We start from the raw sequence: 22879 nt of genomic DNA, 5'->3' as shown, positions 1-22879 counted from the left end.
ATCCTCGATCGAGGATGTTTAACCAAGAAGATAAACGACAGCGTGAATTAAACTTGGGCCAAACAGCACCATGAAAATACCGGCCAAAACCATACTAAGGCAGGCCGCGACACCTTCTTCTTTATGACGTCTGAAAGCAGTGCTGGTACCAAAACCATGTGCGGCACTACCCAATGATGCACCTTGAGCAAATTTAGAATCCAGTTTTAGAACAAGTAATACGATGTTGGCCAAGAGTCCACCAACGATACCCGTAATCACGGTGAATAAAATCACAAGCTCGACTGAGCCTCCGACGGCTTGTGTGACTTCCATGGCAAAAGGGGTAGAGATAGAGCGGCTCATCAGACTGTAACTGGTCACAGCATCAAAATGAAATAAACGTGCCAAGTAAAAAGAGCTGACTACGCCAACCAACATACCCACGATAATGCCTAAAGCAATCGAAAAAGCATGCTGCTGAATGACTTTGCGATATTCATAGATCGGGATGGCAAACGCGACCGTTGCAGGGCCTAACATCCAGACTAACCATTTGCTATAATACATATAGTTGTCATACTGAATGTTGAAAAACGCCAGACATAAAATAATCAGACAGGGAATAAAAACCGCTGGTGAGAGCAATACATACGGGTGTTTCTGATAAAACTTTTTACCCCAAAGATAGGCCAGTACCGTTCCGATAAAACAGATCAAGGCAACGAAATGAATATGCATGATCGTTCCTTAAATTTGATTTTTCAGCTGATGTGATTGCTTCGGCTTTTTTTGAAACTTGGCTTCAAGCTTAAAGCCCAAGAAAACACAGTAAGCAGTGCAGGTCATAACGCAAATGGTCCCAAGTACAATAGATAAAACCAGTTGCCAACCTTGAGTGAGAAAAAGATGTTTATATTTGATTAAGCCAATAATACAAGGAATAAAAAACAACAACAGTTCAGCTAAAAGTAGATCCGAACCTGACTTAATCCAGTCCAGCTTGAATACACCCGCTAACAGAGAAATAAGTAAAAGCGTTAGACCCACGACCCCACCTGATATCGGTAAAGACAGGGCGACTTGTATCAGCGTTCCGATATACCAAATCCCAATCAGCAAAGCTACTTGAAGAGTAGAACGATAAGGCAATTTGAACGAACGCATCGGAAGACCACAGGATATAAGTTGTTGGTGCTATTTTAAGTTTGACCTGATCTTATAATTATGAATAATAAAATAATAATTATGCTTATTTGGAATAATTTTGGATTTTAAAGCGCTAAAAATATTTGTACAGCTGGTGAAAAGTCACAGTTTTAGTCTTGCTGCGGATGAACTATCTGTTACTCAACCCACTATTAGTAAATCTTTAAAACAGTTAGAAGACGAGATAGGGCTGCCTCTATTTCATAAAGGTGAAGCAGGGCGAAAGCGAGAAGTCAAACTGACCTATATGGGAGAACAAGTCTATTTACATGCTGTGCAGATTTTGCAGCAGGAGCAACAGATCTTTGAAGCAGCAGACCAAATTCGTGGACTGAAACAAGGTGTGCTGAGATTGGGTTTACCACCTTTAGGTTCAGTATTGTTGAGTTCCTTAATCGTTAAATTTCACAAATTGTATCCCAACATTGAATTGAACTTTTTAGAAGTCGGTGCAACAGGAATTGAAGAAGCCATTTTGGCCAAAAAAATTGACGTTGGGATTTTATTGGGCGAGTTAAAACCCAGCATTCAAGGCATTCAAATTATCGATTCACCGTTGTGTTTGCTTTCTAACTACGATTCACAGTGGAGAAAGCGCGATGTGGTGCAGTTTGCTGAACTTAAAGAAGAGTCGTTTTTACTGTATGCAGACACCTTTACTCTAAATCATGTGATTCTAGATGCGGCGATGGCGGCTGGTTTTGAACCTAAAGTGTTATGCAAAAGTAGTCAGTGGGACTTTATTGCCAAAATGGTCGAGTCAGGTGTCGGTATTGCTTTATTGCCGCAAATTTATTGTGAGCAGTTAGATCGCGCAAAATTCAGCGTCAGTCTAGTGGAACAACCCAGCTTGCGTTGGAACTTAAATATGGCATGGAATTCCACCGTAGTGATGAATCCTGCAACTCGTGCATGGTTATCGATCATTGATGAATATAAAGATCAAATTCATTTTTAGAAGTTTCATCTTCAAACACGCTTTATTAAAAAAATGAGCTCCATGGTTACGCTTTGATTACTTAATATTACCTAGTGGTTACAAAATATCGCCTAAATGTCAATTTATTGGTTAATAATTAAACAAAAATGTTTCATAAAATCAGATCAAAGTCTCTGTGCCCGATTTTTGTATAGTCTAAGTGCAAACATAAAAACGGAGGCTAAATGTTTAAATTTAAGAATGATATTGTGCATGGTGCGCTTTTTGACATGGATGGAACAATGTTTGATACCGAACGTTTACGGTTTCAAACCTTGAAACAGGCATCCAAAGAGCTGATTGGGGTTGAGTTTTCAGATGCCTACCTTATGGCATGTTTAGGCTTAAGCGCCCGAAGTGCGGAAGCCTTGGCGCAAAAGCAATATGGACAGAAAGTTCCTTATGCAGAGATTCGTAAACGGGCAGATGAATTAGAATTAGAAACAGTGCGCCAATATGGTGTGCCGATTAAAAAAGGTTTGGTACAAGTTCTAGAACGTTTACGTAAAGCAGGATTACGTATGGCTGTGGCGACCTCTAGTCGAAGAGCGATTGCTGAAGAGTATTTAATCAATGCCAATGTTTATAAGTTTTTTGATGTTTTGGTCTGTGGTGATGAGGTTGAAAAAGGGAAACCACATCCTGAAATTTTTTTAAGTGCAGCGCAAAAACTGAACCTCGAACCTGCGCAGTGTTTCATGTTTGAAGACTCTGAAAATGGTATCCGCTCGGCACATGACGCTGGGGGCATCTGTGTACTGTTTAAAGATATTAAAGAACCCAATGCAAGCATGTTGGCGCATGCCAATTATTATTTTGAAAATATGTATGACTATCTAACGGAATTAGATATCTACAGCTCACATCTGGAAATGCCCAACTTACAAGAAAGCTTTCCTCAAACTTTAAATCAACTAACCGTGGGGATTCATGGATTTGGTGCTATTGGCGGAGGCTATATTGCACAAATCTTGTCGTATTGGGATGGTTATACGCGTCCTAAGAAAATTTATGCGTCTACACGAAACAGTTTATACCGTTCAGCTGTAAATGCTTTTGGTGCGTATTGTATACGTTATGGGCAAGTGTCTTATGATGAACGTATTGAAAATATGCATATTATTGATGCTGAAGACTTACAGCAGATGCATGCCATGTACGTCGAGTCGAGTTTAATTGCGATTTGTTTAGCTGAAAGTGCTTTAGTCAGTGAAGCAGCAACCATTGCACAGGGCCTCTATGCACGCTATCTGGCGCAAGATGAGCAAGTTCAAACTCCACTGACGCTGTTAATTATCTTAAATAAAATTGGTGCCAAGCAGTTGGTTCTAGAGCAGGTACGTAAAGCCTTGGTGGAATTAACAGACCATGCTGTTGCTGACTTTATTTTAGAGCAGCACTATTTCTGCGATACGGTAGTCAACCGTATGGTGTCTAAGCTGAGCGATAAAAATCTATATCGTCAACTGTGCATTAAATACAATATTTTTAAGCAATATCAACTTGATGACGAGAGTAATCAAATTGAAGTTGAAGATGTCAGTAAACTCAGCGTAGATCAAGAACGCCGTGCCAGTGAATATGTAGAAGATTTAAGACAAAATTTTCAACCGAGTCATATTTTACAACATATGGATTTAATTCTTTTCAATGCTGAAATGGATATGCCGATCTATGTGGAAAACAAAAGTCCCTTACTCAGTAAAATGCGTCAAATGATCTTGGTCGATCAAATTTCAGATATTCAGCTCATTAAAAACCGCTTATGGAATGGCGTACATGCCATGACTGCCTGGTATGCCAGCCTACTCGGGCATCAAACCATTGGCGTAGCGATGGGCGATTCGCGAGTGCAGTATTATGTTGAAAAACTGCTTGCAGAAGTGACGCAGGGTCTGACGCATTACCTGCCAAAACGCAAAAATGATTTAACGCGTTTAGCCCGAAGTTTTGATCAATCTTGCCAGTATGCTTATAAAGATCCATGTAGTCGGGTTGGGCGTGATCCACTGCGTAAGTTGAGTGCATTTGAACGTGTATTTTCATCGGTAGCGTATAATGTCTCACATGGATTTTCTTTTGAGGCGCTATTAAGTGGTGCGATCTTTGGCTATTTGTATTTGATGGAAGAAGAGGAACAGCCCATAGATGTGTTGTTAGGGCATTTGAAGCAACAACTTCAACAGATGAACCTGTCAAAAGCGCACAAAAAAGCGCTGTATTATGTCATTCAAAAACGTCTCAATGAATATCAAAAAGGTGAGCTGGGAATGGAAGACTTTATGGTCCCTGACCAGCCTCAAAATACTGAAATGAGCTGTGCTTAAGCCTTAATGACGTTCAGATGTCTTTGAACCGACTAAAATGTGAAAACATCATAAGAAAAGCTGGGTAAAAAGAGCTTTTCTTATGGTCTTAAATCTTTTAACGTTAGAACTAAGAGAGACTTGGTTTTTTACAATGAAATGGGATGAGATCGGGGAACAACCGTGTTCAATTGCACGAACGCTGTCGGTGATTGGCGATCGGTGGACGATGTTGATTTTACGAAATGCATTCTTGGGTGCACGCCGTTTTGAAAGTTTTCAACAAAACTTAGGTGTCACTCGTCATGTGCTTTCTGAGCGTTTAAAGCGTTTGGTTGAACATGATATTTTGGAGAAAAGACCCTATACAGATCGCCAAGAGCGCTTTGAATATTGTCTGACTGAAAAAGGTCTGGCTTTATACCCAGTGCTGATGTCCATGGCAACATGGGCCGATCAATGGATGGACGAGGGTTTAGGTCGTCCCGTGCAATTTATTCATAAAACCTGCGGGCATAGCATTCAGCCACATTTGGTTTGTAACGAATGTGGTGATGCCATACATGCCAAAGACATCAAAGCGATACCGACACAGGTTTACTGTTCAATCAGACGTTAAACAAGCTTAAGTTTATAAACAGTTTGCAGGTTTTGGCACGCCTGCCAAACGACTCAGATGGCGCGCTACAAGCCCAGTATTAAACTTTTCTTGCAGTATGGCATTATTGATGTCTGCACTGACTGTTTTCATTAAAAACTTAATTAGCGGACGTGTTGCAGGTGAGTGTCCAAACTGTTGGTAAAACTGACGTACTGCCATGAGGATTTCAAAGTGCCAATCGGTCAATTCAAGCTCTAAAGATTTTGCTAACTCTTTTGCAACCTCTTGATTCCAAATGGTGTAATCGACTAAATGACCATCTTGGTCTAATTCTAAATTCATCTAAACACTCAAAACTATTTCAAACTGATACAACGACTATGGTTTAAGCATAGCGCAGCAAACCTATCATAGCTGATGGTTTCTAGGTTACTCGAATGGATAGCAGCAATATTTTCAGCATCCTGTTCAAGCACAAATACACAAGCTAGCTGCTGAATAAAAGTATGCTGTATATACAGGGCTGCATCACCCATTAAAACCACATCATCCCCTGATTGATAGAGGTTTTGTAATTTACTCAGCGCTTGTTCCGTCGCGGAAAATGGAGACTGCACGAGATAAAGTGTTTTGCTCATAATTGTTTCCTTACCAATATAATACATGGTCAAACTGTTGTATTAAATTGGAATTGAGTTCAACACATTCAATTTCTTGCTCTGTTTGTTGAACAAAGTCAGAAGCTTGATTCTTGGTTTCAATCCAAATCGGGCTTAAGTCATAAAACTCAAAGCTATCAACCATATTTGAAGCCAGTTTAAACGCATGTTTTAAGGGTTCAAATGACTGAGCATTGTTTAATAAGCTGAGTGCAGCATCTTGTAATAAGACTTTGACTTCACAGCCAAAAGTTGCAAGAACCATGGTTGCAGACAGGCTTTCATGCACTTGCAAAGAGTTCAAATTGGCTTGGGTTAAAATAACCAGTACAGATTTCACACAATATACCTTTTAAAAGCAACAAATTCTTGAAAACTTAGCACTTAGAATTGAATTAAGCGCTCTGCAGATTGAACGGCATCGGCTAGTTCCCCTAGACCTACCAAGTCAAAACCTGTAGCAAGATTATGCTGTGCTAACTGATGACGCTGTGCATTTTCGGCATCGGTAATTCCTCGGGCCAAGGCTGCACTTACACAAACGGGTAGGCGAATGGCGAGTTTTTGCCACTCAGAACATAGATTCCGTTGGTCGTCAGGTACCCATTGCAGAGCATTGGCAACCTGAACAGCATCTTGGTAGAAAAACACTCGAAAGGGTTCATTTTTCGTATGCAGTGCTTGTGCTAAACCTAGAGCATGCCATGCATGAATTGAACTCGGTGCGGAGGTAATTAGTAATAAAGTACTCATCAAACTTCACTAGAGGAATGTCCAAAGCTTGCTTGGTACATTCGGACTTCATAATAAAAAGGTAGTATACAATGATTTTAGGTGGTATCTATAAAATTTCGCATCGAATATTAAAAATATTTTAAAAATAAATATTTAAAAACAATGTGTTATCGAGTTAATTTGAATATCAAAGAAGAAAAAACCTTTTTTTATCTGCACTAAATTCCTTGTATTTTCTTTCCTTTTACTACATTCTCGATAGAATAAAAGGCAATCTGCACTAAGAAATATTTAGGTCTCCATTAGTGGCAACAAAGTCAAAGTCGTTAATTGGGAAATTCTACGTCTAAGGTAGTAGCAAAATTTCGAATTATTTTCTTATCGATTTCGACATATTTGAACAGTTTTGTCATAATATTTCACATTAGCTCATTCCCTAATTGAGTTGATACAATAGCTAAAGTATTTATAAGATTAATCCCAATAAGGCCAGTTAGATGATGGTCTAAAGATATAGTTATCTTTAAATAAATTTGGTTTTTCAAAATTGCCCTTCTCATCAATTCTCATTAGAGCCATTAGAGAAGTATCTAAGTCAGCGGTGTTAATCAATTTGTTCAAATTAACGCCTGTATTTTTTATACCTTTATACCAAACAATTAAAGGAACTTGGTAACCTGCTTTTGTATTAGGACTATGGCCAGCGTAATTTTTTTCGTGTCCTACTTCATTACCATGATCAGATACAAAAATGAATGAACTGAATGTAGTTGTGTCATTTTTCTGAAAGGTTCGAAAAAAACGATCTATTAACCAATCTTGGTATGCAATACTATTATCATAATAGTTACGCTGTTGCTGTGTCCAAAAGCTAATATTCTTTTTTTCTAATTGCTGTTCAATCATGTCGTTTGATTCAGTTGTAAATTTAGAAAAAGTGTCAGGATAACGGAGCTGGTAATTGGGGTGAGATCCAAGTAAATGAACAATAATTAATTTTTTAGGATGTGTATCCTGTAGAGCACGTTCATAAAAAGGGAGAATATTTTCATCTAAAGAATTACTGCTTCTACCAGAGCGATGATTAGTATAAGTTTGATTGTCAACAAATGAGCCGAATAATGATGAAATATAACTATCATTTTGATTGCTAATCCAATAGGTTTTGAAGCCTGCTGTTTGCGCATATGCTAAAATACTTTCTGAAGCGTATAAGTTTTCCTTCTTAAGGGATCCTTCTGTAAGCTTCATTTTTAAGGAATCTATTGTTGAAGCTGCAGGTGAATAAGCGTTACAAAATATTCTAAATGTGGAGGAGTATTTTTGTAGTTCAGGGGTTGTATTCCTTGGATACCCACACACACCTAAATTTTTGCTTGTAACACTGTCTGTTATTATTAGTACATGGGTCTGGCTTTCATTGGGTTTGAAGTTTACAACAAGGTTTGTTTTAGCATTATGTAACCACTCCTGATGCACATCCTTATGTTTTTTTATACTCTCTTTAAATGAAGTAATTTTCGAATAATAATCTGACCAATAAAGTGCTGGGTGAAGAGCTCTATTAGGTTTACCTAGATAACCTATCAAAACCAATACACTAAGCATAATTATTATTAATTTTTGACTGTTAGATTTAAACAGTTCTGAGAAAGTGTATCTAGGTAAAATTTTAAACACACATAAAAAGTAACTATATGCAAATAAAAGAAATATGGATAAACCAATTCCCAGCGTCAATGAATGAAATTGCAAAAACTCTGTGGCTTCCTGATAAGACGTATTAGCAATAGCTTGAACGATGAAATGTGCATCATTATCACTGTTATAAATAAACCATGTTGTCGAGCGTAAAATTGAGTCAATCCAAAATAGAAGCCACCAGAAAATACTGCTGATTTTCCACATTAGATGGGCTTTATGCATTGCATTGTATAAAAGCAATATTCCAGGTAGAGATAAGAGGGCAAGACGGATCCCATCAGATGGATTCCCGGAAAAAGCTAGAACACCACCAGTCAAGATTACGGGCACGATGAGGAATAGGACAACAATATATTTTTGGCGTTTCATGATCAAAGGGTATTAGATATCCAGTTGTAAAACATTATCTAAAACGTTCGTGCTGAATAGATCTAATGCACCAACAATAAAAGACGAAAGGTATAAATTATACTGAGTGGGCCAATAAAGCTATATCGATGTATCAAAAGTCTGTTTGAGAGGCCTATCGTGTGCGCTAGAACCTGTATAAAACGTAATCTAAATTAAAAAAGACGAAGAATGAATAATTTTCTCCTTACAGACACTTTGAATGGACCGTACATCCTAATTTAAAGCTTCACAATTTATTCAATAAGCTTTTTCTTTTCATAAACGGTATACAGTTCATAGGTATAACTGTAACACATGCAATATTCCGAACCTATAATATGGTGGTATAGTGCTCTTGCAGATTGGCCGACTCAAGAGAATTTTGAGTCGGTTTTTTGCGTTTAATATCTGTGGATAAGTCATTTGGAACACCATAAATACACCAATAAATCACAACTTGCTGATTATTATAAGGAGTATCTATACAATGATTTTAGTGACTGGTGGTTTAGGCTTTATAGGCTCTCATATTGCTTTGAGCTTTATGGCGCATGGGCAAGAGGTCATTATTGTAGACAATTTATCCAATGCGAACTTACAAACTCTTGAACGATTAGAATTCATCAGCGGCATGTACGTGCCTTTTGTCAAAATTGATATACGAAATACGCCTGCTTTAAACAAAGTTTTTGAGCAGTATTCCATCGATGCGGTGGTGCATGCAGCAAGTTTTAAATCGCTTGAAGAATCGGTACTGAAGCCTTTGGAATACTATAATGACAATGTCAGTTGTATCATGAGTTTACTGCGTGCCATGCAGCGCACAGGTGTCCGAACTTTGGTTCATCTTTCCAGTCTTGCAGTCTATGGTGAATCCAGCCTACATTTAGAAGAAGATTTAGAACTGAATTACGGCTATCCAAACCCGTATATCAAATCGCAACAAATGGTCGAAGAAATTATTCGAGATACAGCAAAAACGGATAATGAATGGAAAATTGCAATTTTAAGAATGGGCAATGTTGCAGGTGCATTTGAAAATGCGATGCTTGGAGAACTGTTTCCGCCTTTACCGAAAAATATTATTCCACTGTTGATGCAAGTCGCTGCAAAACAGCGTGATCATATTGAACTTAGAAAAAGTGCACAAACCACAGACCATACCGTAGAGCGTAGTTTTTTACATATCCTCGATGCCTGTGATGCGATTGCGGCTTCGTTACAATGGTTAAGTACTCAACAATTTGCCTGTGAAGCTTTTAATATTGCAGGTCAAAGTGTGTCGATACAGCAGTTGGTTGAAAAAGTTGAAAATGTGACGCAAAGTGATATTGCTACAGTCGATGTTGTGGATTCGAACATCGTGGAATTAGATCAGGTCGCAGCCGAGTGTAGTAAAGCGAAAAACGTTTTACACTGGGAAGCGAAGCGCAGTTTAGAACAAACCCTTGAAGATGGATGGCGTTTCTACCGACAAAGTCTAAATGGCCGTTAATTAATTTACTGATAACAATTATCATTTACATATTTTTGCTTAATCATTAAGATAAGGAAAACAAGCGCAAAATAATCATTTTGCAATTCACTTAAAAAGGAAGAGGTTAAAATGCAAACACGTATTGAACATGACACGATGGGCGAAGTTGAAGTACCGAGTGAAGCACTTTGGGGTGCTCAAACTCAGCGTAGTTTGCAAAACTTTAAAATTGGTAGTGAACGTCTACCATGTCCAATGATTCGTGCCATGGGCTTAGTGAAAAAAGCAGCAGCATTGACCAATGCTGAGCTCAACCAAATTCCACAAGAATTGGCGCAATACATCGTCGGTGCTGCGGATGAAGTGATTGCAGGGCAGTGGGATAGTCAGTTTCCATTGGTGGTATGGCAAACTGGTTCAGGCACACAAAGCAACATGAACTGTAATGAAGTGATTGCCAATATCGCTAATCAAAAACTCGGCAATCCCTTAGGTGCACAAAAACCTGTACACCCGAACGATCACGTGAACCGTGCTCAGTCGACCAATGACTCGTTCCCAACGGCGATTCATGTCGCAGCAAGTATTCAGATCAATGAATTACTGATTCCTGCGGTGACACAGCTTCGAGATACTTTAGAGGCAAAGTCTCAAGCATTTGCTGACATCGTTAAAATTGGCCGAACTCATTTACAAGATGCGACACCCTTAACCTTAGGCCAAGAATTTAGCGGGTATGTTTCTCAGCTCGATCACGGCTTAAAGCGTTTACAACAAGCACTTTCAGGTTTGTATGAACTACCTTTAGGTGGAACTGCTGTAGGTACAGGGTTGAATGCTCATCCTGATTATGCAGAAAAATCAGCGGAACAACTGGCACAGTTGACTGGATTGCCTTTTGTGACTGCACCAAATAAATTTGAAGCATTGGCTGGGCGTGATGCAGCAGTGTTTGCCTCAGGTGCATTAAAAACACTTGCGGTAAGCTTGAACAAAATTGCCAATGACATCCGCTGGTTGGCAAGTGGCCCACGTTGTGGTTTTGGCGAGTTACGTATTCCAGAAAATGAGCCAGGTTCAAGTATTATGCCAGGGAAAGTGAACCCGACTCAAAGTGAAGCGATGACCATGGTGGTGGCGCAAGTCTTAGGCAATGACACCACGATTAATGTTGCGGGCGCATCGGGTAACTTTGAGTTGAATGTATTCATGCCAGTGATTGCGTTTAATTTGTTGCAGTCGATTCAGCTTTTGGGTGACGCATGTAATAGCTTTAATGATCACTGTGCAGTGGGTATTGAGCCAAACCGCGAAAAAATTGACCACTTCTTACATGACTCATTAATGTTAGTTACGGCTTTAAACCCAGTGATTGGCTATGAAAATGCAGCGAAAGTTGCCAAAACAGCGTATAAAGAAGGCAAAACCCTAAAACAAGTGGCTGTGGAGTTGAACTTGGTCACTGCTGAGCAGTTTGATGAAGTGGTACGTCCAGAGCAAATGATTTCCCCAAATGTAAAATAGCCCTTGGTCCAGATGCTCAACTAAAGAGCAAATGAACATCAGCAGTTTTTATCTTTGGGTGAAGTCGGTACAATGGTCGACTAAAGATAAAACTGCTGATGAGTTACCATGCTTGATATTTATTTGACAGATGTTCAGAAAAACGTGCAATTTAACGATTATCCGGGTGAACATCCTGTTAAATTTGTTTTAAATTTCAAAAAGATTTTTCCAAGTGTTATGGAGTTATTACTTCCTGTTCTACCTGAAAATGAAAATCTTGAAGAAATGACATGGGAATCAACCACGACTGACTTTGAACTTTTCAAACTGTTGTTGAGTGGTTGGGGCGTGATTGAGCTACGTTTAAACGCGATCAAACAGTTTAAAGATAAAGATTTTGCAGATGCTCTAGTGAAACGTGCACAACAAAAGCGCAAAGACTTTGCAAAAGCACAGCAACAGTTGAAAACAGTTGAACTTGATTATTTATTTATGCATGAGATTCATGCATTGATCGATGCAGAATTGGTTGAACTAGGTGAAAAGTTCTATTTACCTATTCTTCGTGAATTATGGGAAAATAAAATTTCCACTCAAGTCTTAGAAGCCAAATTTTAAGTCATTTAAAAATCCTCCAAATGGAGGATTTTTTATATCGATAGCAAAACTATGTATTTGCGAGCACAAGAAAGTATTTAAACTGCATCTAAAGCACTAAATTTTATTATTTGGTCAAATATTGGAATTAATATTGCTTAATACATTGCGTCATCATTCACCGTATAACCGTAAGGATTTTATAATATGTCAAATCAGTTCATCGACTTAATCACAAAGCGTCGTACCATTTATGCTATTGGTAAAAAGGTCGAGCACAGCCCTGAATTTTTAACTGATTTGATTCAAACTGCCATTAAACAAAGCCCATCATCGTTCAATTCACAGTCATCTCGGGCGGTGATTTTGTTTAATACGCAACATGAAAAGTTCTGGACTTTTGTGGCTGAAAAACTGAAGTCTTATGCTAAGGATGAAGAAAGCGCGGCTAAAACAACTGCAAAAATGGCCAGTTTTGCAGCAGGTGTAGGAACGGTTTTATTTTTTGAAGATCTGGATGTAATTCAGGGTCTACAAGAGCAATTTCCATCTTATGCTGAAAATTTCCCAGTATGGGCAGAGCATTCAACAGCAATAGCGCAGTTTGCAACTTGGACTACATTACATACTTTAGGTTTAGGTGCATCTTTACAGCATTACAATCCAATTGTAGATGAAGAAGTCCATGCTGAGTGGGATGTGCCTGCAAGTTGGAAACTGCGTGCACAACTGGTCTTCGGCTCAGTTGAGGGGGAAGCTAAAGAAAAAGGCTTCGTGGATGATGCTGTACGCTTTAAAGTCTTCAAATAATCAATAAAAAAGCCGCTTTATATGGAGCGGCTTTTTCGGCTTAGTTTTTACAGATCGGCTACTTCTTCATTTTTCGGTAGTCACTCGGGCGAATAGGGCGAGTGCCGCGCCATAAACCTTTCTTATGCTTTTTCGCATGACTTTGTAAAGCATTCATATGTTTCAAATGCTTTTTATCCTTTATATAGTCCTCATAGACCCATGCTGCACCACGTTTGACCATCTCTTCATTCATACTTCTTCGAAAACGATAGATTTCACCTACACAACGACCGTAACGATCAATGTCTGTAATGCGAACACGAACCACTTTCCGATAAACCATTTTTTTGATTAAGCGTTTGGACTCAGGCCCATAGCTTTGAGTCGACTCAGGCGCATCAATATAGGCAAAGCGCAATTTGGTTTCAGAGCGTCGGAAGTTAAACCGATAGCATGTCAGTGTATCACCATCACTTATAGCCGTAATTCGGCACCAATAGGTTTTACCTTTTTTAAAAGGATGAAGAAATTGGCTGAGAGCATTTTGTATTTTATAAAAAGTAAATACCAGTATCAGGCAAAGGACGAAGCCAATACCGATGAGCCAGCTATTGGACAGGTGATCAAACATAGAGGAGAGCAATGGAAAATAAAAATATCAAAAAGACATTGTATGGCAGATACACTATTTAGAATGCTTTAAGTGGTCTCAAGTGTCTATTTTTCATAAGAAAGTAGATGTTTAATTAAACAAGTAAACTGGAACAAATTTTTAACGAAGTAAAAAAGCCAATAGCTAGTCTATTTAGAAATAGCCTAAGCAAAAATTTCATAAATTTCGTTTCTCAAAAAAAGGTGTCTTTTATTTTCAGTTAAATTTTTATGCCAATAAATTCCAATATTCATCTGCGGCAGTTTCACAGGAACATCAAAAATATTGAGCAGAGGGGAAACATGCAAATGGCTCAAAATATTTTGAGGAATCGTTAAAATTGCATTGGGATATTGCTCTAGAATTTGTAGCGCAGTAGAATAGTGCTGACAACGCAAAAAAACCTGCCTAGACAGTTGCTTACGATTTAAATGAACATCTTCAACTAAAACACCGGTACGCCGCGAAGATACACCAATATGCGGTGCAGCCAAATACAATTCAGCATTGATTTTCTGGAGCTGAGTACAAGCCACAAACTGGTCTTTGACCAAGCTCTCAAATTGAATTTTATCGCCAAAATTTTGTTCCAAATCAATCACAAAATCAATTTGTTGAGAAACTAAATCGGCATCTACCGTTTTACGGTCAAGCTTGCTGCTCATAAACTGAATACTTAATCTAAGTTTCTGAAAGTGAGCAACTAACTTTGGGAAAATAATAGGCTCGATTTCATCATGAATCGCAATTTTTAGGCTTTGAACCATATTAGGGTCGAAGCTTTGCTGCTGCATGGAAATACTTTGAATCGCAATTAAAGCATTTTTAATAATTAAGTAATTTTGTTCTGAAAAAGGTGTTGGAAGCATTTGGCTGCCAGAGCGAACAAATAAATCATCCTTTAAATGGCTACGTAGACGCTGCAAGGCATGACTGGCAGCAGACTGCGTAATCGACAAGATTTGAGCTGCTTTTGAAATACTTTTTTGCTCATAAATCGCAATAAAAAGTGGGTATAAATTGATATCGATGCGATGAAAAAGTCCCATATCAATGGGCGACTTACTATGAATGCTGTTCATGCTGATCTATAAAATAAAATCATTTTGTTCATATTAGTTTTCAGGTTATGTTGATGTAAAGCGAAAATATCAAAATAGATCGAAGGAAGCAGCCATGTTTGAACTTTCAGCACGTGCTCAAGATTATGTAGAACGTACCAAACAATTTATTCAAAACGAAATTGAGCCGATCGAAACCGACTTTTGGCATGAGGTACATGAACTAAACCAAGGTGGCGACTGGACCAAATGGCAGTGGCCTGCACAACTTGAAACGCTCAAAGCCAAAGCCAAAGCTGCGGGTTTATGGAATATGTTTTTGCCATGTCCTGAATTTGGTCAAGGTCTATCGGTTCAAGAGTATGCTCATATTGCAGAACTCACAGGTCGGAGTCTTCTTGCGCCGACCGTATTTAATTGTAATGCACCAGACAGTGGCAATATGGAAGTATTGTGGCGTTATGGTTCTGAAGCTCAAAAGCAAGAGTGGCTTACGCAGCTTTTAGATGGAAAAATTCGCTCTGTTTTCTGCATGACAGAACCAGCTGTTGCTTCATCCGATGCGACCAATATGCAAGCAACAGCCGTGATCGAAGGCGATGAAATTGTGTTAAATGGCCGTAAATGGTGGTCTTCAGGCTTAGGTGACCCCAATGCCAAAATTATTATTTTTATGGCACATACACCAGATGAAACTAAAGATCGCCACCATCAACACTCGATGGTTTTAGTGCCTGTTGAAACGGCTGGAGTCAAAATAGAACGAATGTTACCAGTCTTTGGTGACTACGATGCTCCCCATGGTCACGGCGAAATTAGCTTTAGTAATGTTCGTGTTCCTGTTTCCAACTTTATTGGTGGTGCAGGTCAAGGTTTTGAAATTGCCCAAGGTCGTTTAGGGCCGGGTCGTATTCATCACTGTATGCGCTGTATTGGTGCTGCGGAAAAATCTTTAGAGTTGATGATTGATCGCGGCATAAGTCGTACAGCATTTGGGAAAGAGATTTTAAAATTAGGCGGGAACCTAGAGCGAGTGGCTGATGCACGTGTTGCAATTGATCAAGCACGTTTATTAACCTTGTATGCTGCGTATAAAATGGATACTTTAGGGAATATGGCAGCGTTAACCGAAATCTCTGCGATTAAAGTCGTTGCGCCAAGTGTGCTTGAAAAAGTGGTTGATATGGCGATTCAAATTCACGGCGGAGCAGGTGTGTCGCGTGATACACCTTTGACAGGTTTCTTCGCTCAAGCACGTTCACTGCGTTTGGCCGATGGACCAGATGAAGTGCATAAAGGCATGATTGCAAAATTAGAACTGGCAAAACGTGGCTATAGTACGCGTCGTAAAAAATAATAGAGGAGAAGATCATCTCTTTAATTCATCGTGTTGAAATAAGAATAGATGATCTTCTAAGTTATAAAGAAAAGATTGATAGTTTGGGAAAAAAGAATGTCAGCGATTGATGTAGGTGGAACAGTTCGGGCGGGTGAAGAACTGGATGCTGTAGCCGTAGAAAACTGGCTCAAAGCACAAGGTGTCGATCTACAAGGGCAGGTTGAAGTCACGCAATACTCAGGCGGTGCATCTAACTGGACGTATAGATTGAAATACGACAATGTAGATCTAATTCTACGCCGCCCACCCAAAGGTACCAAAGCTAAATCTGCACATGACATGGCACGTGAATATTATGTGCAAAAGAATTTAACCCCTTTTTATCCTGTACTTCCCGAAATGGTTGCATTGTGTCAGGACGAAACTGTTCTTGGCTGTGACTTCTACGTGATGAAACGCGTAGAAGGCATTATTCCACGGGCCAACTTACCGAGAGAGTTAGATTTTAAAGAAACCCAAGTTCGTGAGTTGTGTATCAATGTGATTGATAAACTGATCGAACTTCATCAAGTCCCATACCAAGGCACAGAACTTGAGAACCTTGGTAAAGGTGATGGTTACTGCCGTCGTCAAGTGGAAGGTTGGGACGCTCGTTTTGAAAAAGCCAAAACCATTAACGTCCCTTCATTTAAATATGTACGTAAGTGGCTGAAGGATAACATTCCAGAAGACTCAAAAACTTGTGTAATTCATAACGATTGGCGCTTTGATAATATTATTTTAGATCCGAATCATCCGACACAAATTATTGGTGTCTTGGATTGGGAAATGGCAACGCTTGGTGATCCACTGATGGACTTAGGTTCGGCCTTGGCATATTGGGTTGAAGAGTCGGATAGTGCACTTTTTAAAGCGACACGTCGTCAACCGACAAATCTTAAAGGCATGTTCACACGTAAAGAAGTAGTCGATTATTATTTAGAAAAAACGGGTTTAGACGTCGAGAATTGGACCTTTTATGAAGTCTTTGGCATTTTCCGTTTAGCCGTGATTGCCCAACAAATTTATTATCGCTATCACCATAAACAGACCAATAACCCAGCTTTCAAAGATTTTTGGATTTTAATTCACGCTCTCCATATTCGCGCACTTAAATTGATTGGTTTACAGAAAATTGAAGCCAATGAAGTTGCTCAAAAATACATTGTTAAAATGAAGGAAATATTAGGCAAATGACCACTATTTATTTCATTCGCCACGGGCAAGCATCTTTTGGTGCAGAAAGTTATGATCAACTTTCTCCCAATGGTGAACTCCAAGCCAAAATTTTGGGTCAATATTTTGATCAGATCTTAAAAGAAGCGCCTGTGGTGGTATCAGGCTCCATGCAGCGACATCAGCAAACGGCATGTATTTCTTTGGCTGAATGCTTTCCTGAAGTAGATGTTTTAACAGATTCTGCATGGAATGAGTTCAATCATCAGCAAGTCTTTGCCCATTACGAACCGCGTTTTAACGAGCCACATTTACTAAAAGCCGATGTGGCTAAAGAATCCAATCCACGTGCATATTTGGGCAAGATATTTGAAGGGGCAATTGAACGCTGGACAGGTGGCGACTATCACCATGAATACGATGAATCATGGCCTGAATTTAAAAGCCGAATTGAAGTCGCTTTACAAGATTTGTGTGATGAACTGGCTCAAACTAAACCCCGTTATGCTGTGGTGTTTACTTCAGGCGGTGTGATTTCAGTGGTTGCAGGCAAACTTTTAGGTTTAAGTCCGAATAAAACCTTTGCGCTTAATTGGGCCATTGCCAACAGCAGCATGACCACATTACGACTGGTGGGAAATGAGCCGCAACTTTTAAGTCTCAATGAACATCATTTTATTAAAGCCGAAAACTCAAACTTACTGACATGGATCTAAGGACAGGATTAAGACATGGCTAAAACAATTTTAATTACAGGGGCAAGTTCTGGTATTGGTGCAGGTATGGCACGCGAATTTGCACAAAAAGGCTATAACTTGGCAATTTGTGCACGACGCTTAGATCGCCTTGAAAGTTTAAAGCAGGAACTTGAAAGCAAGTACGGGATAAAAGTCATCCCTAAAGTTTTAGATGTGACCAATTACGATCAAGTGTTTGAAGTTTTTCGTGCATTTAAACAAGAATTTGGCCATTTAGACCGTGTGATTGTAAATGCTGGAATTGGAGATGGACGTCGAATTGGTAAAGGCAGTTTTGCGATTAATAAAGCCACTGTTGAAACCAACTTTATTTCAGCTCTAGCGCAGTGTGAAGCTGCAGTTGAAATTTTCCGTGAGCAAAATGCAGGGCATTTGGTTGTTATCTCTTCTATGAGTGCAGTCCGCGGTATGCCGAAACATTTGACAGCGTATGGTGCAAGTAAAGCAGGTGTTGCACATTTGGCCGAAGGTATTCGTGCAGAACTGCTCAATACCCCAATTAAAGTCACCACGATTTTCCCTGGCTATATTCGTACAGAAATCAATGAGGGTGCAAAACCACTACCTTTTGAAGTGGATGAAAAAACAGGTTCACGACTGTTGGCCGCAGAAATTGAAAAAGCTCCTGTAAAAGCCTATGTTCCAAAATGGCCGTGGCTACCACTAGGTTTGGCGATGAAAATTTTACCGCTGAAATTGGTCAATAAACTGGGTTAATGATTGAAATAAAAAGGCTGTAAATCAGCCTTTTTATTTTTAACTATGCCACTGCCTTCTAAACATATGTTGCTATTTCCAGATGATCATTTGAGTGCATTCATGAATTGGTCATAAAACCGAGGTAGCATTGAAGAAAAAGGTGATCAAGATGTCCACACAATTCGACTTTGTTTCAGTCAGAAAAAAGCCCAATGTTCATTTTGGTGGGCGCTCAATTAGTCATGTTATTCAATGTGAAGATGGTTCACAAAAGACCCTTGGAGTTATTTTACCTACAGATCAACCGCTGACTTTTGAAACGCATGTCGCAGAGCATATTGAAATCGTTTCAGGTCAATGCCAAGTTAAAATTGGCCTACAGACTGAAATGAGGCTGTATCATGCAGGTGAAAGTTTTGATGTTCCTGCCAACAGTCGCTTCAGTATGATGGCAAGTGAAGTCGTAGATTATATTTGTCACTTAGAAAAATAGCCGAAGACAAAGACTTAAATTGTTAGAATAACGTTAAGTCTTATAACTTTATGATTGTATTTTTTATCATTAACTTTAAAGCAATATTTCTAAAGACTATATTAAGTCAGTGTATAGACGCAATTCAACGTATACTATTTTCATCTCTTAGCTAGCTTAGACCCAGTCACTGAATATGCGATTAAAAATTTATACGCTGGCTTTAATTCCAGTCATTCTTTTTCAGGGCTATGCTGTCAAAAAAAATACACCAAGATTGGCTGAACCCGAAGGAGAGCGCATAGGACAAAAGGGCGTGGGTAAGTCGCTTGCTTTGCTCATTTTGGGGGATTCAGCAGCGGCAGGTGTTGGTGTAAATGCTCAAGATGATGCGTTATTGGGTTCAATTTTAAAAGAACTGTCATCTGAGTTTAGTATTCAATTTTATTTACAAGCAACGACGGGATTCACCACAGATCAGGTCATTCAGTCCATCCAAACGCTTGAGGCACAGCATTTTGATGTCATCATTACTTCTGTGGGCGTAAATGACATTACAAAATTTACATCGCCGCAGGCTTGGATCGCAAAACAGAAGCAGCTTTATGACATACTCAAACATAAGTTTAGTCCACAACTGACAATTGCATCAGGTGTACCACCGATGGATCAGTTTCCTGCACTTCCAAACCCACTTGCATGGTTGTTCGGTCAATATGCCAAAGCGATGAACTTAGAATTAGGCCAATTTGTCGCACAGCAAAATCAGATGGAGTGGATAGATTACGATCTAAAGAAGTTTTTGGCTTTAAACTTAGCTATGGCCGAAGATGGTTTCCACCCTAGCAAAGAAATTTATCAATTTTGGGGTAAACAAGTGGCTGAAAAAATACGCCAATCTTTTTAAAATGCAATAAAGACAATTTTTTATAGCTTATGACACATTCAGTTGAAATCGAAAAACATCCACTTAAACCGTTCCTCCCGGCTAATGCCAAATTATTGATGCTGGGCAGCTTTCCGCCGCCCAAGATCCGCTGGAAAATGGACTTTTACTATCCAAATTTTCAAAATGATATGTGGAAAATATTTGGCCTGTGTTTTTTCCAAGATAAAAATTATTTTCTCAATATCGAGCAGAAGATATTTAAAGAACAACAGATCCGTACATTTTTAAATGAACGGGGCATTGCGATTTTTGATACGGCCTATGACGTGATTCGCCAAAAAGGAAATGCTTCAGATAAGTTTTTGCACATTATTACCCCAACCAATATACAACATTTACTTGAAAAAATGCCCGAATGTCATAGTGTGATGACGACTGGCGATAAAGCTACTGATACGCTCATGCTGTCTATGCCTACAGGTACGTTAAAACCACAAATTGGCATGAAGTCCGAGACACATTTTGCTGGACGAGAGCTGAGGCTTTATCGGATGCCATCTTCTTCTCGTGCCTATCCTTTGGCTTTAGAGAAAAAAGCCGAGGCTTATCAAAACTTATTTTCTGAAATAGGCTTACTTTAGGTAACTATTTGGATTATCCACATGACTGAATCTTCCAGCCATTCGTAGATGGTTGGTCTGCTTTAGTCTTCGTACTCAACATAGTCCCAGAGATTCAGCCGAACTTTAATCTGTTTACGCAGTTGTGGCAGCATAGGAAATAATGTTCCATCAATCCATAGGCGGAGTGCACTTGCCGAAAGTGGTTGTTGCGATTCATTGATCAATTGTGCACCTTTCACCAAAACAAAAGTCTCTTCGCTTGCAGCTGTTTCGATCCCTTTAAACTGAACTAAAAGTTCATGGCCTGTATCTTGGATTAGCCACTCCAGTTCAATTTGGATATTTTGATTGGATTTTAAAACAACTTGTCCTTCAACCATGTCATTGTCACTCAAGCAGTCATGTTCTACACGTACTTTACTTAGAAACCATTCTTGTCGAGCAAGATCTTCTAGTGTTTTGTAGGGGGGTAAAATATTGCTGAGATTAAACTGACGACTTAAATCAAAAAATTGCATTACTAAACTTTATAAAGGAGAGATAAAAAAGGAGGGCTGCATGTTAAATCAAAGTGTGTACTGAGTAAAACTTTTCAAGCCTTTGAGTGAATTTAGGTATGAGATCAAATTATTCTGTTCGAGTCTTATATTCAAAATTGTTTATTAAAAATAGCAATAGATAAAGTATTTTTAAGCTGAGCCTAAAAACAAAGCAACTCTGCCTAAACAGAAAGCTATCGTACATTAGAAAATGTGGATAATGTCATTCACCTGTAATTACATCATCCATTCAATGGGCAGGTATGATACAGCTTTCATCATAAAACGCTGAAATTTTGTGGTTTCGGGTTCTTTTTGATGTTCAATGACACTTCCATCTTTTTGATGTTCAAGCCAAATGATATCGCCTTGAGAGTTGAGCTTTAACTCATATGCAATATGCGGGAGAAATTCATCTAACTTGTGTGAGATTGCATTTTGCAATTGATCTGACTCTACCACTAAGCCTACTTCTGTATTTAAATGGGCTGAGCGCGGGTCAAAGTTAAACGAACCGACAAAGACTTTTCCATCTATATCAAAAAATTTGGCATTGAGCCGTGAGGAACTTCGACCTTTAGCTGGAATCACATGACCAGTTGCCACTTCATACCATGTGTATTTTTCTCGTTCGATATAGGGTTTAAATTCATATAATTTGACGCCATTTTTGAGCAAGCCACGGCGATATTTTTTATAAAATGCATGCACAATGGCAACATCATTAGCCAATAACGAATTGGTTAAGACCCGAACTCGAGTTCCATTTTTTGCCAAATTGGAGAGATAGTCGGCACCTGCTGTGGTTGGAACAAAATATGCGGAGACCAATTCCATGTGCTTTTCAGGCTTGCTCATCAAATCGAACATTTGTTTGACAATGATTTCATCAGGTTTTGCTTCACCACGAATTTTATTGGGAGAATCGGCAATAAAATGAGCTTTTGCCCAGTTAACAGGATGTTTGGTTAGCTCTGAATCGACTTGTATACGAGCCAAATCAATTTTCTGTTCAATCACATTTTTATCTAAGGCATCCGCTTCATAGTGCTGTTTTAATTGATCCAGTTCTTCTTTTGTCCCACGACCCACTAATTGGGGAATGGTATAACTGAGATTATTATTCCAAAAATTTAGAAATACACTGTTAGCATGCTCTACAGCTTGCCCATAAAACAAAATGTCCAAATCGGTAAATTGGAATTTTTCACTGGCGTCAAAATATTCACTGCTGATATTACGACCGCCAGTTACTGCTATTGCGCCATCAGCAATAATCAGTTTGTTATGCATACGATGGTTAATGTGATTGAAGCGGAAAGCATAATCAATCACACGTAAATGACGGTATTTGTAAGGATTGAATAATTTGATTTCAAAATTGGGGTGAGCGCTCAGCTTTTTGAAAGTTTCATCAAGTGCCGTGCCGTTTTGGTCATCAATTAATAAACGTACTTTCACCCCACGATCCGCAGCATTCAGCAGTTCGTGCAACATCATATGGCCTATAAAGTCATCTCCCCAGATATAGTATTGGACATCTAGACTGTGCTTGGCCTCTCGTATCAAGTGTAAGCGTGAGGCAATGCTCATAAATGCTTCGTCCAACGCCAAATAAGCCGTAAGTCCCTGTTTTTTTCTGTGCAGATGCATCTTGACCCTTGAGCCAATGCTCTGCATATACCTCTACAGGGGCTG

25 protein-coding genes are annotated in these 22879 nt (G+C 39.1%); 14 read left to right on the top strand and 11 right to left on the bottom strand.

The annotated features are described in order from the left end of the window. Positions 1–18: 18 nt before the first annotated feature. Both AXW61_RS14425 and AXW61_RS14420 read right to left on the bottom strand, forming a co-directional pair. Complete coding sequence (locus tag AXW61_RS14425) at positions 19–720, bottom strand: LrgB family protein (RefSeq protein WP_062034851.1); 702 nt, start codon at positions 718–720, stop codon at positions 19–21. A gap of 9 nt (positions 721–729) precedes the next feature. Then, positions 730–1146 carry a CidA/LrgA family protein gene (locus AXW61_RS14420; RefSeq protein WP_062034850.1) on the bottom strand — a complete coding sequence of 139 codons (417 nt, stop codon included), beginning with the start codon at positions 1144–1146 and terminating at the stop codon, positions 730–732. Between the two features lie 100 nt (positions 1147–1246). On the opposite strand from AXW61_RS14420, the gene AXW61_RS14415 reads away from it, so the two are divergent. From AXW61_RS14415 to AXW61_RS14405, 3 genes are all read left to right on the top strand, one after another. Next, a complete protein-coding gene (locus tag AXW61_RS14415; RefSeq protein ID WP_062034849.1) occupies positions 1247–2146 on the top strand; it encodes a LysR substrate-binding domain-containing protein in 900 nt (299 codons plus the stop codon). 206 nt (positions 2147–2352) lie between these two features. Continuing rightward, a complete protein-coding gene (locus AXW61_RS14410; RefSeq protein WP_062034848.1) occupies positions 2353–4494 on the top strand; it encodes an HAD family hydrolase in 2142 nt (713 codons plus the stop codon). Between the two features lie 133 nt (positions 4495–4627). Then, entirely contained in the window at positions 4628–5092 is a 465-nt protein-coding gene (locus AXW61_RS14405) for a helix-turn-helix domain-containing protein (RefSeq protein WP_062034847.1), read from the top strand. A 12-nt stretch (positions 5093–5104) separates the two neighbouring features. Here AXW61_RS14405 and AXW61_RS14400 read toward each other — a convergent pair whose 3' ends face one another. The 5 genes from AXW61_RS14400 to AXW61_RS14380 all read right to left on the bottom strand — a co-directional run bounded on the left by AXW61_RS14400 (position 5105) and on the right by AXW61_RS14380 (position 8490). Next, positions 5105–5416 (bottom strand): TusE/DsrC/DsvC family sulfur relay protein, encoded by a 312-nt coding sequence (locus tag AXW61_RS14400; RefSeq protein ID WP_004979945.1) that lies wholly within the window; start codon positions 5414–5416, stop codon positions 5105–5107. A gap of 14 nt (positions 5417–5430) precedes the next feature. Next, positions 5431–5712, bottom strand: a complete 282-nt coding sequence (locus AXW61_RS14395) for a DsrH/TusB family sulfur metabolism protein (protein ID WP_062034846.1) — start codon at positions 5710–5712, stop codon at positions 5431–5433. Between the two features lie 10 nt (positions 5713–5722). Next, positions 5723–6073 (bottom strand): hypothetical protein, encoded by a 351-nt coding sequence (locus tag AXW61_RS14390; protein ID WP_062034845.1) that lies wholly within the window; start codon positions 6071–6073, stop codon positions 5723–5725. A 44-nt stretch (positions 6074–6117) separates the two neighbouring features. Next, positions 6118–6486 (bottom strand): sulfurtransferase complex subunit TusD, encoded by a 369-nt coding sequence (gene tusD / locus AXW61_RS14385; protein WP_004979940.1) that lies wholly within the window; start codon positions 6484–6486, stop codon positions 6118–6120. Positions 6487–6942: 456 nt separating this feature from the next. Continuing rightward, positions 6943–8490 carry a phosphoethanolamine transferase gene (locus AXW61_RS14380; protein WP_346402059.1) on the bottom strand — a complete coding sequence of 516 codons (1548 nt, stop codon included), beginning with the start codon at positions 8488–8490 and terminating at the stop codon, positions 6943–6945. Between the two features lie 559 nt (positions 8491–9049). Between AXW61_RS14380 and AXW61_RS14375 the strand changes: the two genes are divergently transcribed. The 4 genes from AXW61_RS14375 (at position 9050) to AXW61_RS14360 (ending at position 12952) form a co-directional block, all read left to right on the top strand. Next, positions 9050–10057, top strand: coding sequence for an NAD-dependent epimerase/dehydratase family protein (locus tag AXW61_RS14375; protein ID WP_062034843.1), 1008 nt, complete (start codon positions 9050–9052; stop codon positions 10055–10057). 111 nt (positions 10058–10168) lie between these two features. After that, the gene (fumC, locus tag AXW61_RS14370) at positions 10169–11563 is read left to right on the top strand and encodes a class II fumarate hydratase (RefSeq protein WP_062034842.1); all 1395 of its coding nucleotides are present in this window, start codon (positions 10169–10171) and stop codon (positions 11561–11563) included. 108 nt (positions 11564–11671) lie between these two features. After that, on the top strand, positions 11672–12163 hold the full coding sequence (locus tag AXW61_RS14365) for a hypothetical protein (RefSeq protein ID WP_062034841.1): 492 nt from the start codon (positions 11672–11674) through the stop codon (positions 12161–12163). Between the two features lie 186 nt (positions 12164–12349). Next, positions 12350–12952, top strand: coding sequence for a nitroreductase family protein (locus AXW61_RS14360; RefSeq protein WP_062034840.1), 603 nt, complete (start codon positions 12350–12352; stop codon positions 12950–12952). Positions 12953–13010: 58 nt separating this feature from the next. On the opposite strand, the gene AXW61_RS14355 is transcribed toward AXW61_RS14360, so the two are convergent. Further along, positions 13011–13565: a thermonuclease family protein gene (locus AXW61_RS14355; protein ID WP_004979847.1), complete on the bottom strand. Its 555-nt coding sequence runs from the start codon at positions 13563–13565 to the stop codon at positions 13011–13013. Between the two features lie 185 nt (positions 13566–13750). Beyond that, on the bottom strand, positions 13751–14668 hold the full coding sequence (locus tag AXW61_RS14350; protein ID WP_062034839.1) for a LysR family transcriptional regulator: 918 nt from the start codon (positions 14666–14668) through the stop codon (positions 13751–13753). 94 nt (positions 14669–14762) lie between these two features. Here AXW61_RS14350 and AXW61_RS14345 point away from each other — a divergent pair, with 94 nt between their 5' ends. From AXW61_RS14345 to AXW61_RS14315, 7 genes are all read left to right on the top strand, one after another. Next, complete coding sequence (locus AXW61_RS14345; protein WP_062034838.1) at positions 14763–16004, top strand: acyl-CoA dehydrogenase family protein; 1242 nt, start codon at positions 14763–14765, stop codon at positions 16002–16004. Between the two features lie 96 nt (positions 16005–16100). Continuing rightward, positions 16101–17222, top strand: a complete 1122-nt coding sequence (locus tag AXW61_RS14340; RefSeq protein WP_062034837.1) for a phosphotransferase family protein — start codon at positions 16101–16103, stop codon at positions 17220–17222. Further along, positions 17219–17917, top strand: a complete 699-nt coding sequence (locus tag AXW61_RS14335) for a histidine phosphatase family protein (protein WP_062034836.1) — start codon at positions 17219–17221, stop codon at positions 17915–17917. The genes AXW61_RS14340 and AXW61_RS14335 overlap by 4 nt, the downstream gene beginning before the upstream one ends. A 15-nt stretch (positions 17918–17932) precedes the next feature. After that, positions 17933–18676, top strand: a complete 744-nt coding sequence (locus AXW61_RS14330; protein WP_005399526.1) for an SDR family oxidoreductase — start codon at positions 17933–17935, stop codon at positions 18674–18676. A gap of 151 nt (positions 18677–18827) precedes the next feature. Further along, positions 18828–19151 carry a pyrimidine/purine nucleoside phosphorylase gene (locus AXW61_RS14325; protein ID WP_004693265.1) on the top strand — a complete coding sequence of 108 codons (324 nt, stop codon included), beginning with the start codon at positions 18828–18830 and terminating at the stop codon, positions 19149–19151. Positions 19152–19326: 175 nt separating this feature from the next. Next, positions 19327–20037, top strand: coding sequence for an SGNH/GDSL hydrolase family protein (locus tag AXW61_RS14320; protein WP_062034835.1), 711 nt, complete (start codon positions 19327–19329; stop codon positions 20035–20037). A gap of 29 nt (positions 20038–20066) precedes the next feature. Continuing rightward, positions 20067–20660 (top strand): uracil-DNA glycosylase family protein, encoded by a 594-nt coding sequence (locus tag AXW61_RS14315; RefSeq protein ID WP_062034834.1) that lies wholly within the window; start codon positions 20067–20069, stop codon positions 20658–20660. 62 nt (positions 20661–20722) lie between these two features. Here the strand turns inward: AXW61_RS14315 and AXW61_RS14310 are convergent, their stop codons facing one another. Together AXW61_RS14310 and AXW61_RS14305 are read right to left on the bottom strand one after the other, a co-directional pair. Continuing rightward, entirely contained in the window at positions 20723–21160 is a 438-nt protein-coding gene (locus tag AXW61_RS14310) for a hypothetical protein (protein ID WP_062034833.1), read from the bottom strand. Positions 21161–21418: 258 nt separating this feature from the next. After that, on the bottom strand, positions 21419–22834 hold the full coding sequence (locus tag AXW61_RS14305) for a phospholipase D family protein (protein WP_240487476.1): 1416 nt from the start codon (positions 22832–22834) through the stop codon (positions 21419–21421). Between the last annotated feature and the right edge of the window lie 45 nt (positions 22835–22879).

It is taken from the genome of Acinetobacter sp. BMW17, assembly GCF_001592855.1.
GTDB classification, from domain to species: Bacteria; Pseudomonadota; Gammaproteobacteria; order Pseudomonadales; family Moraxellaceae; genus Acinetobacter; species Acinetobacter johnsonii.
This window is presented reverse-complemented; position numbering and strand designations above follow the sequence as displayed.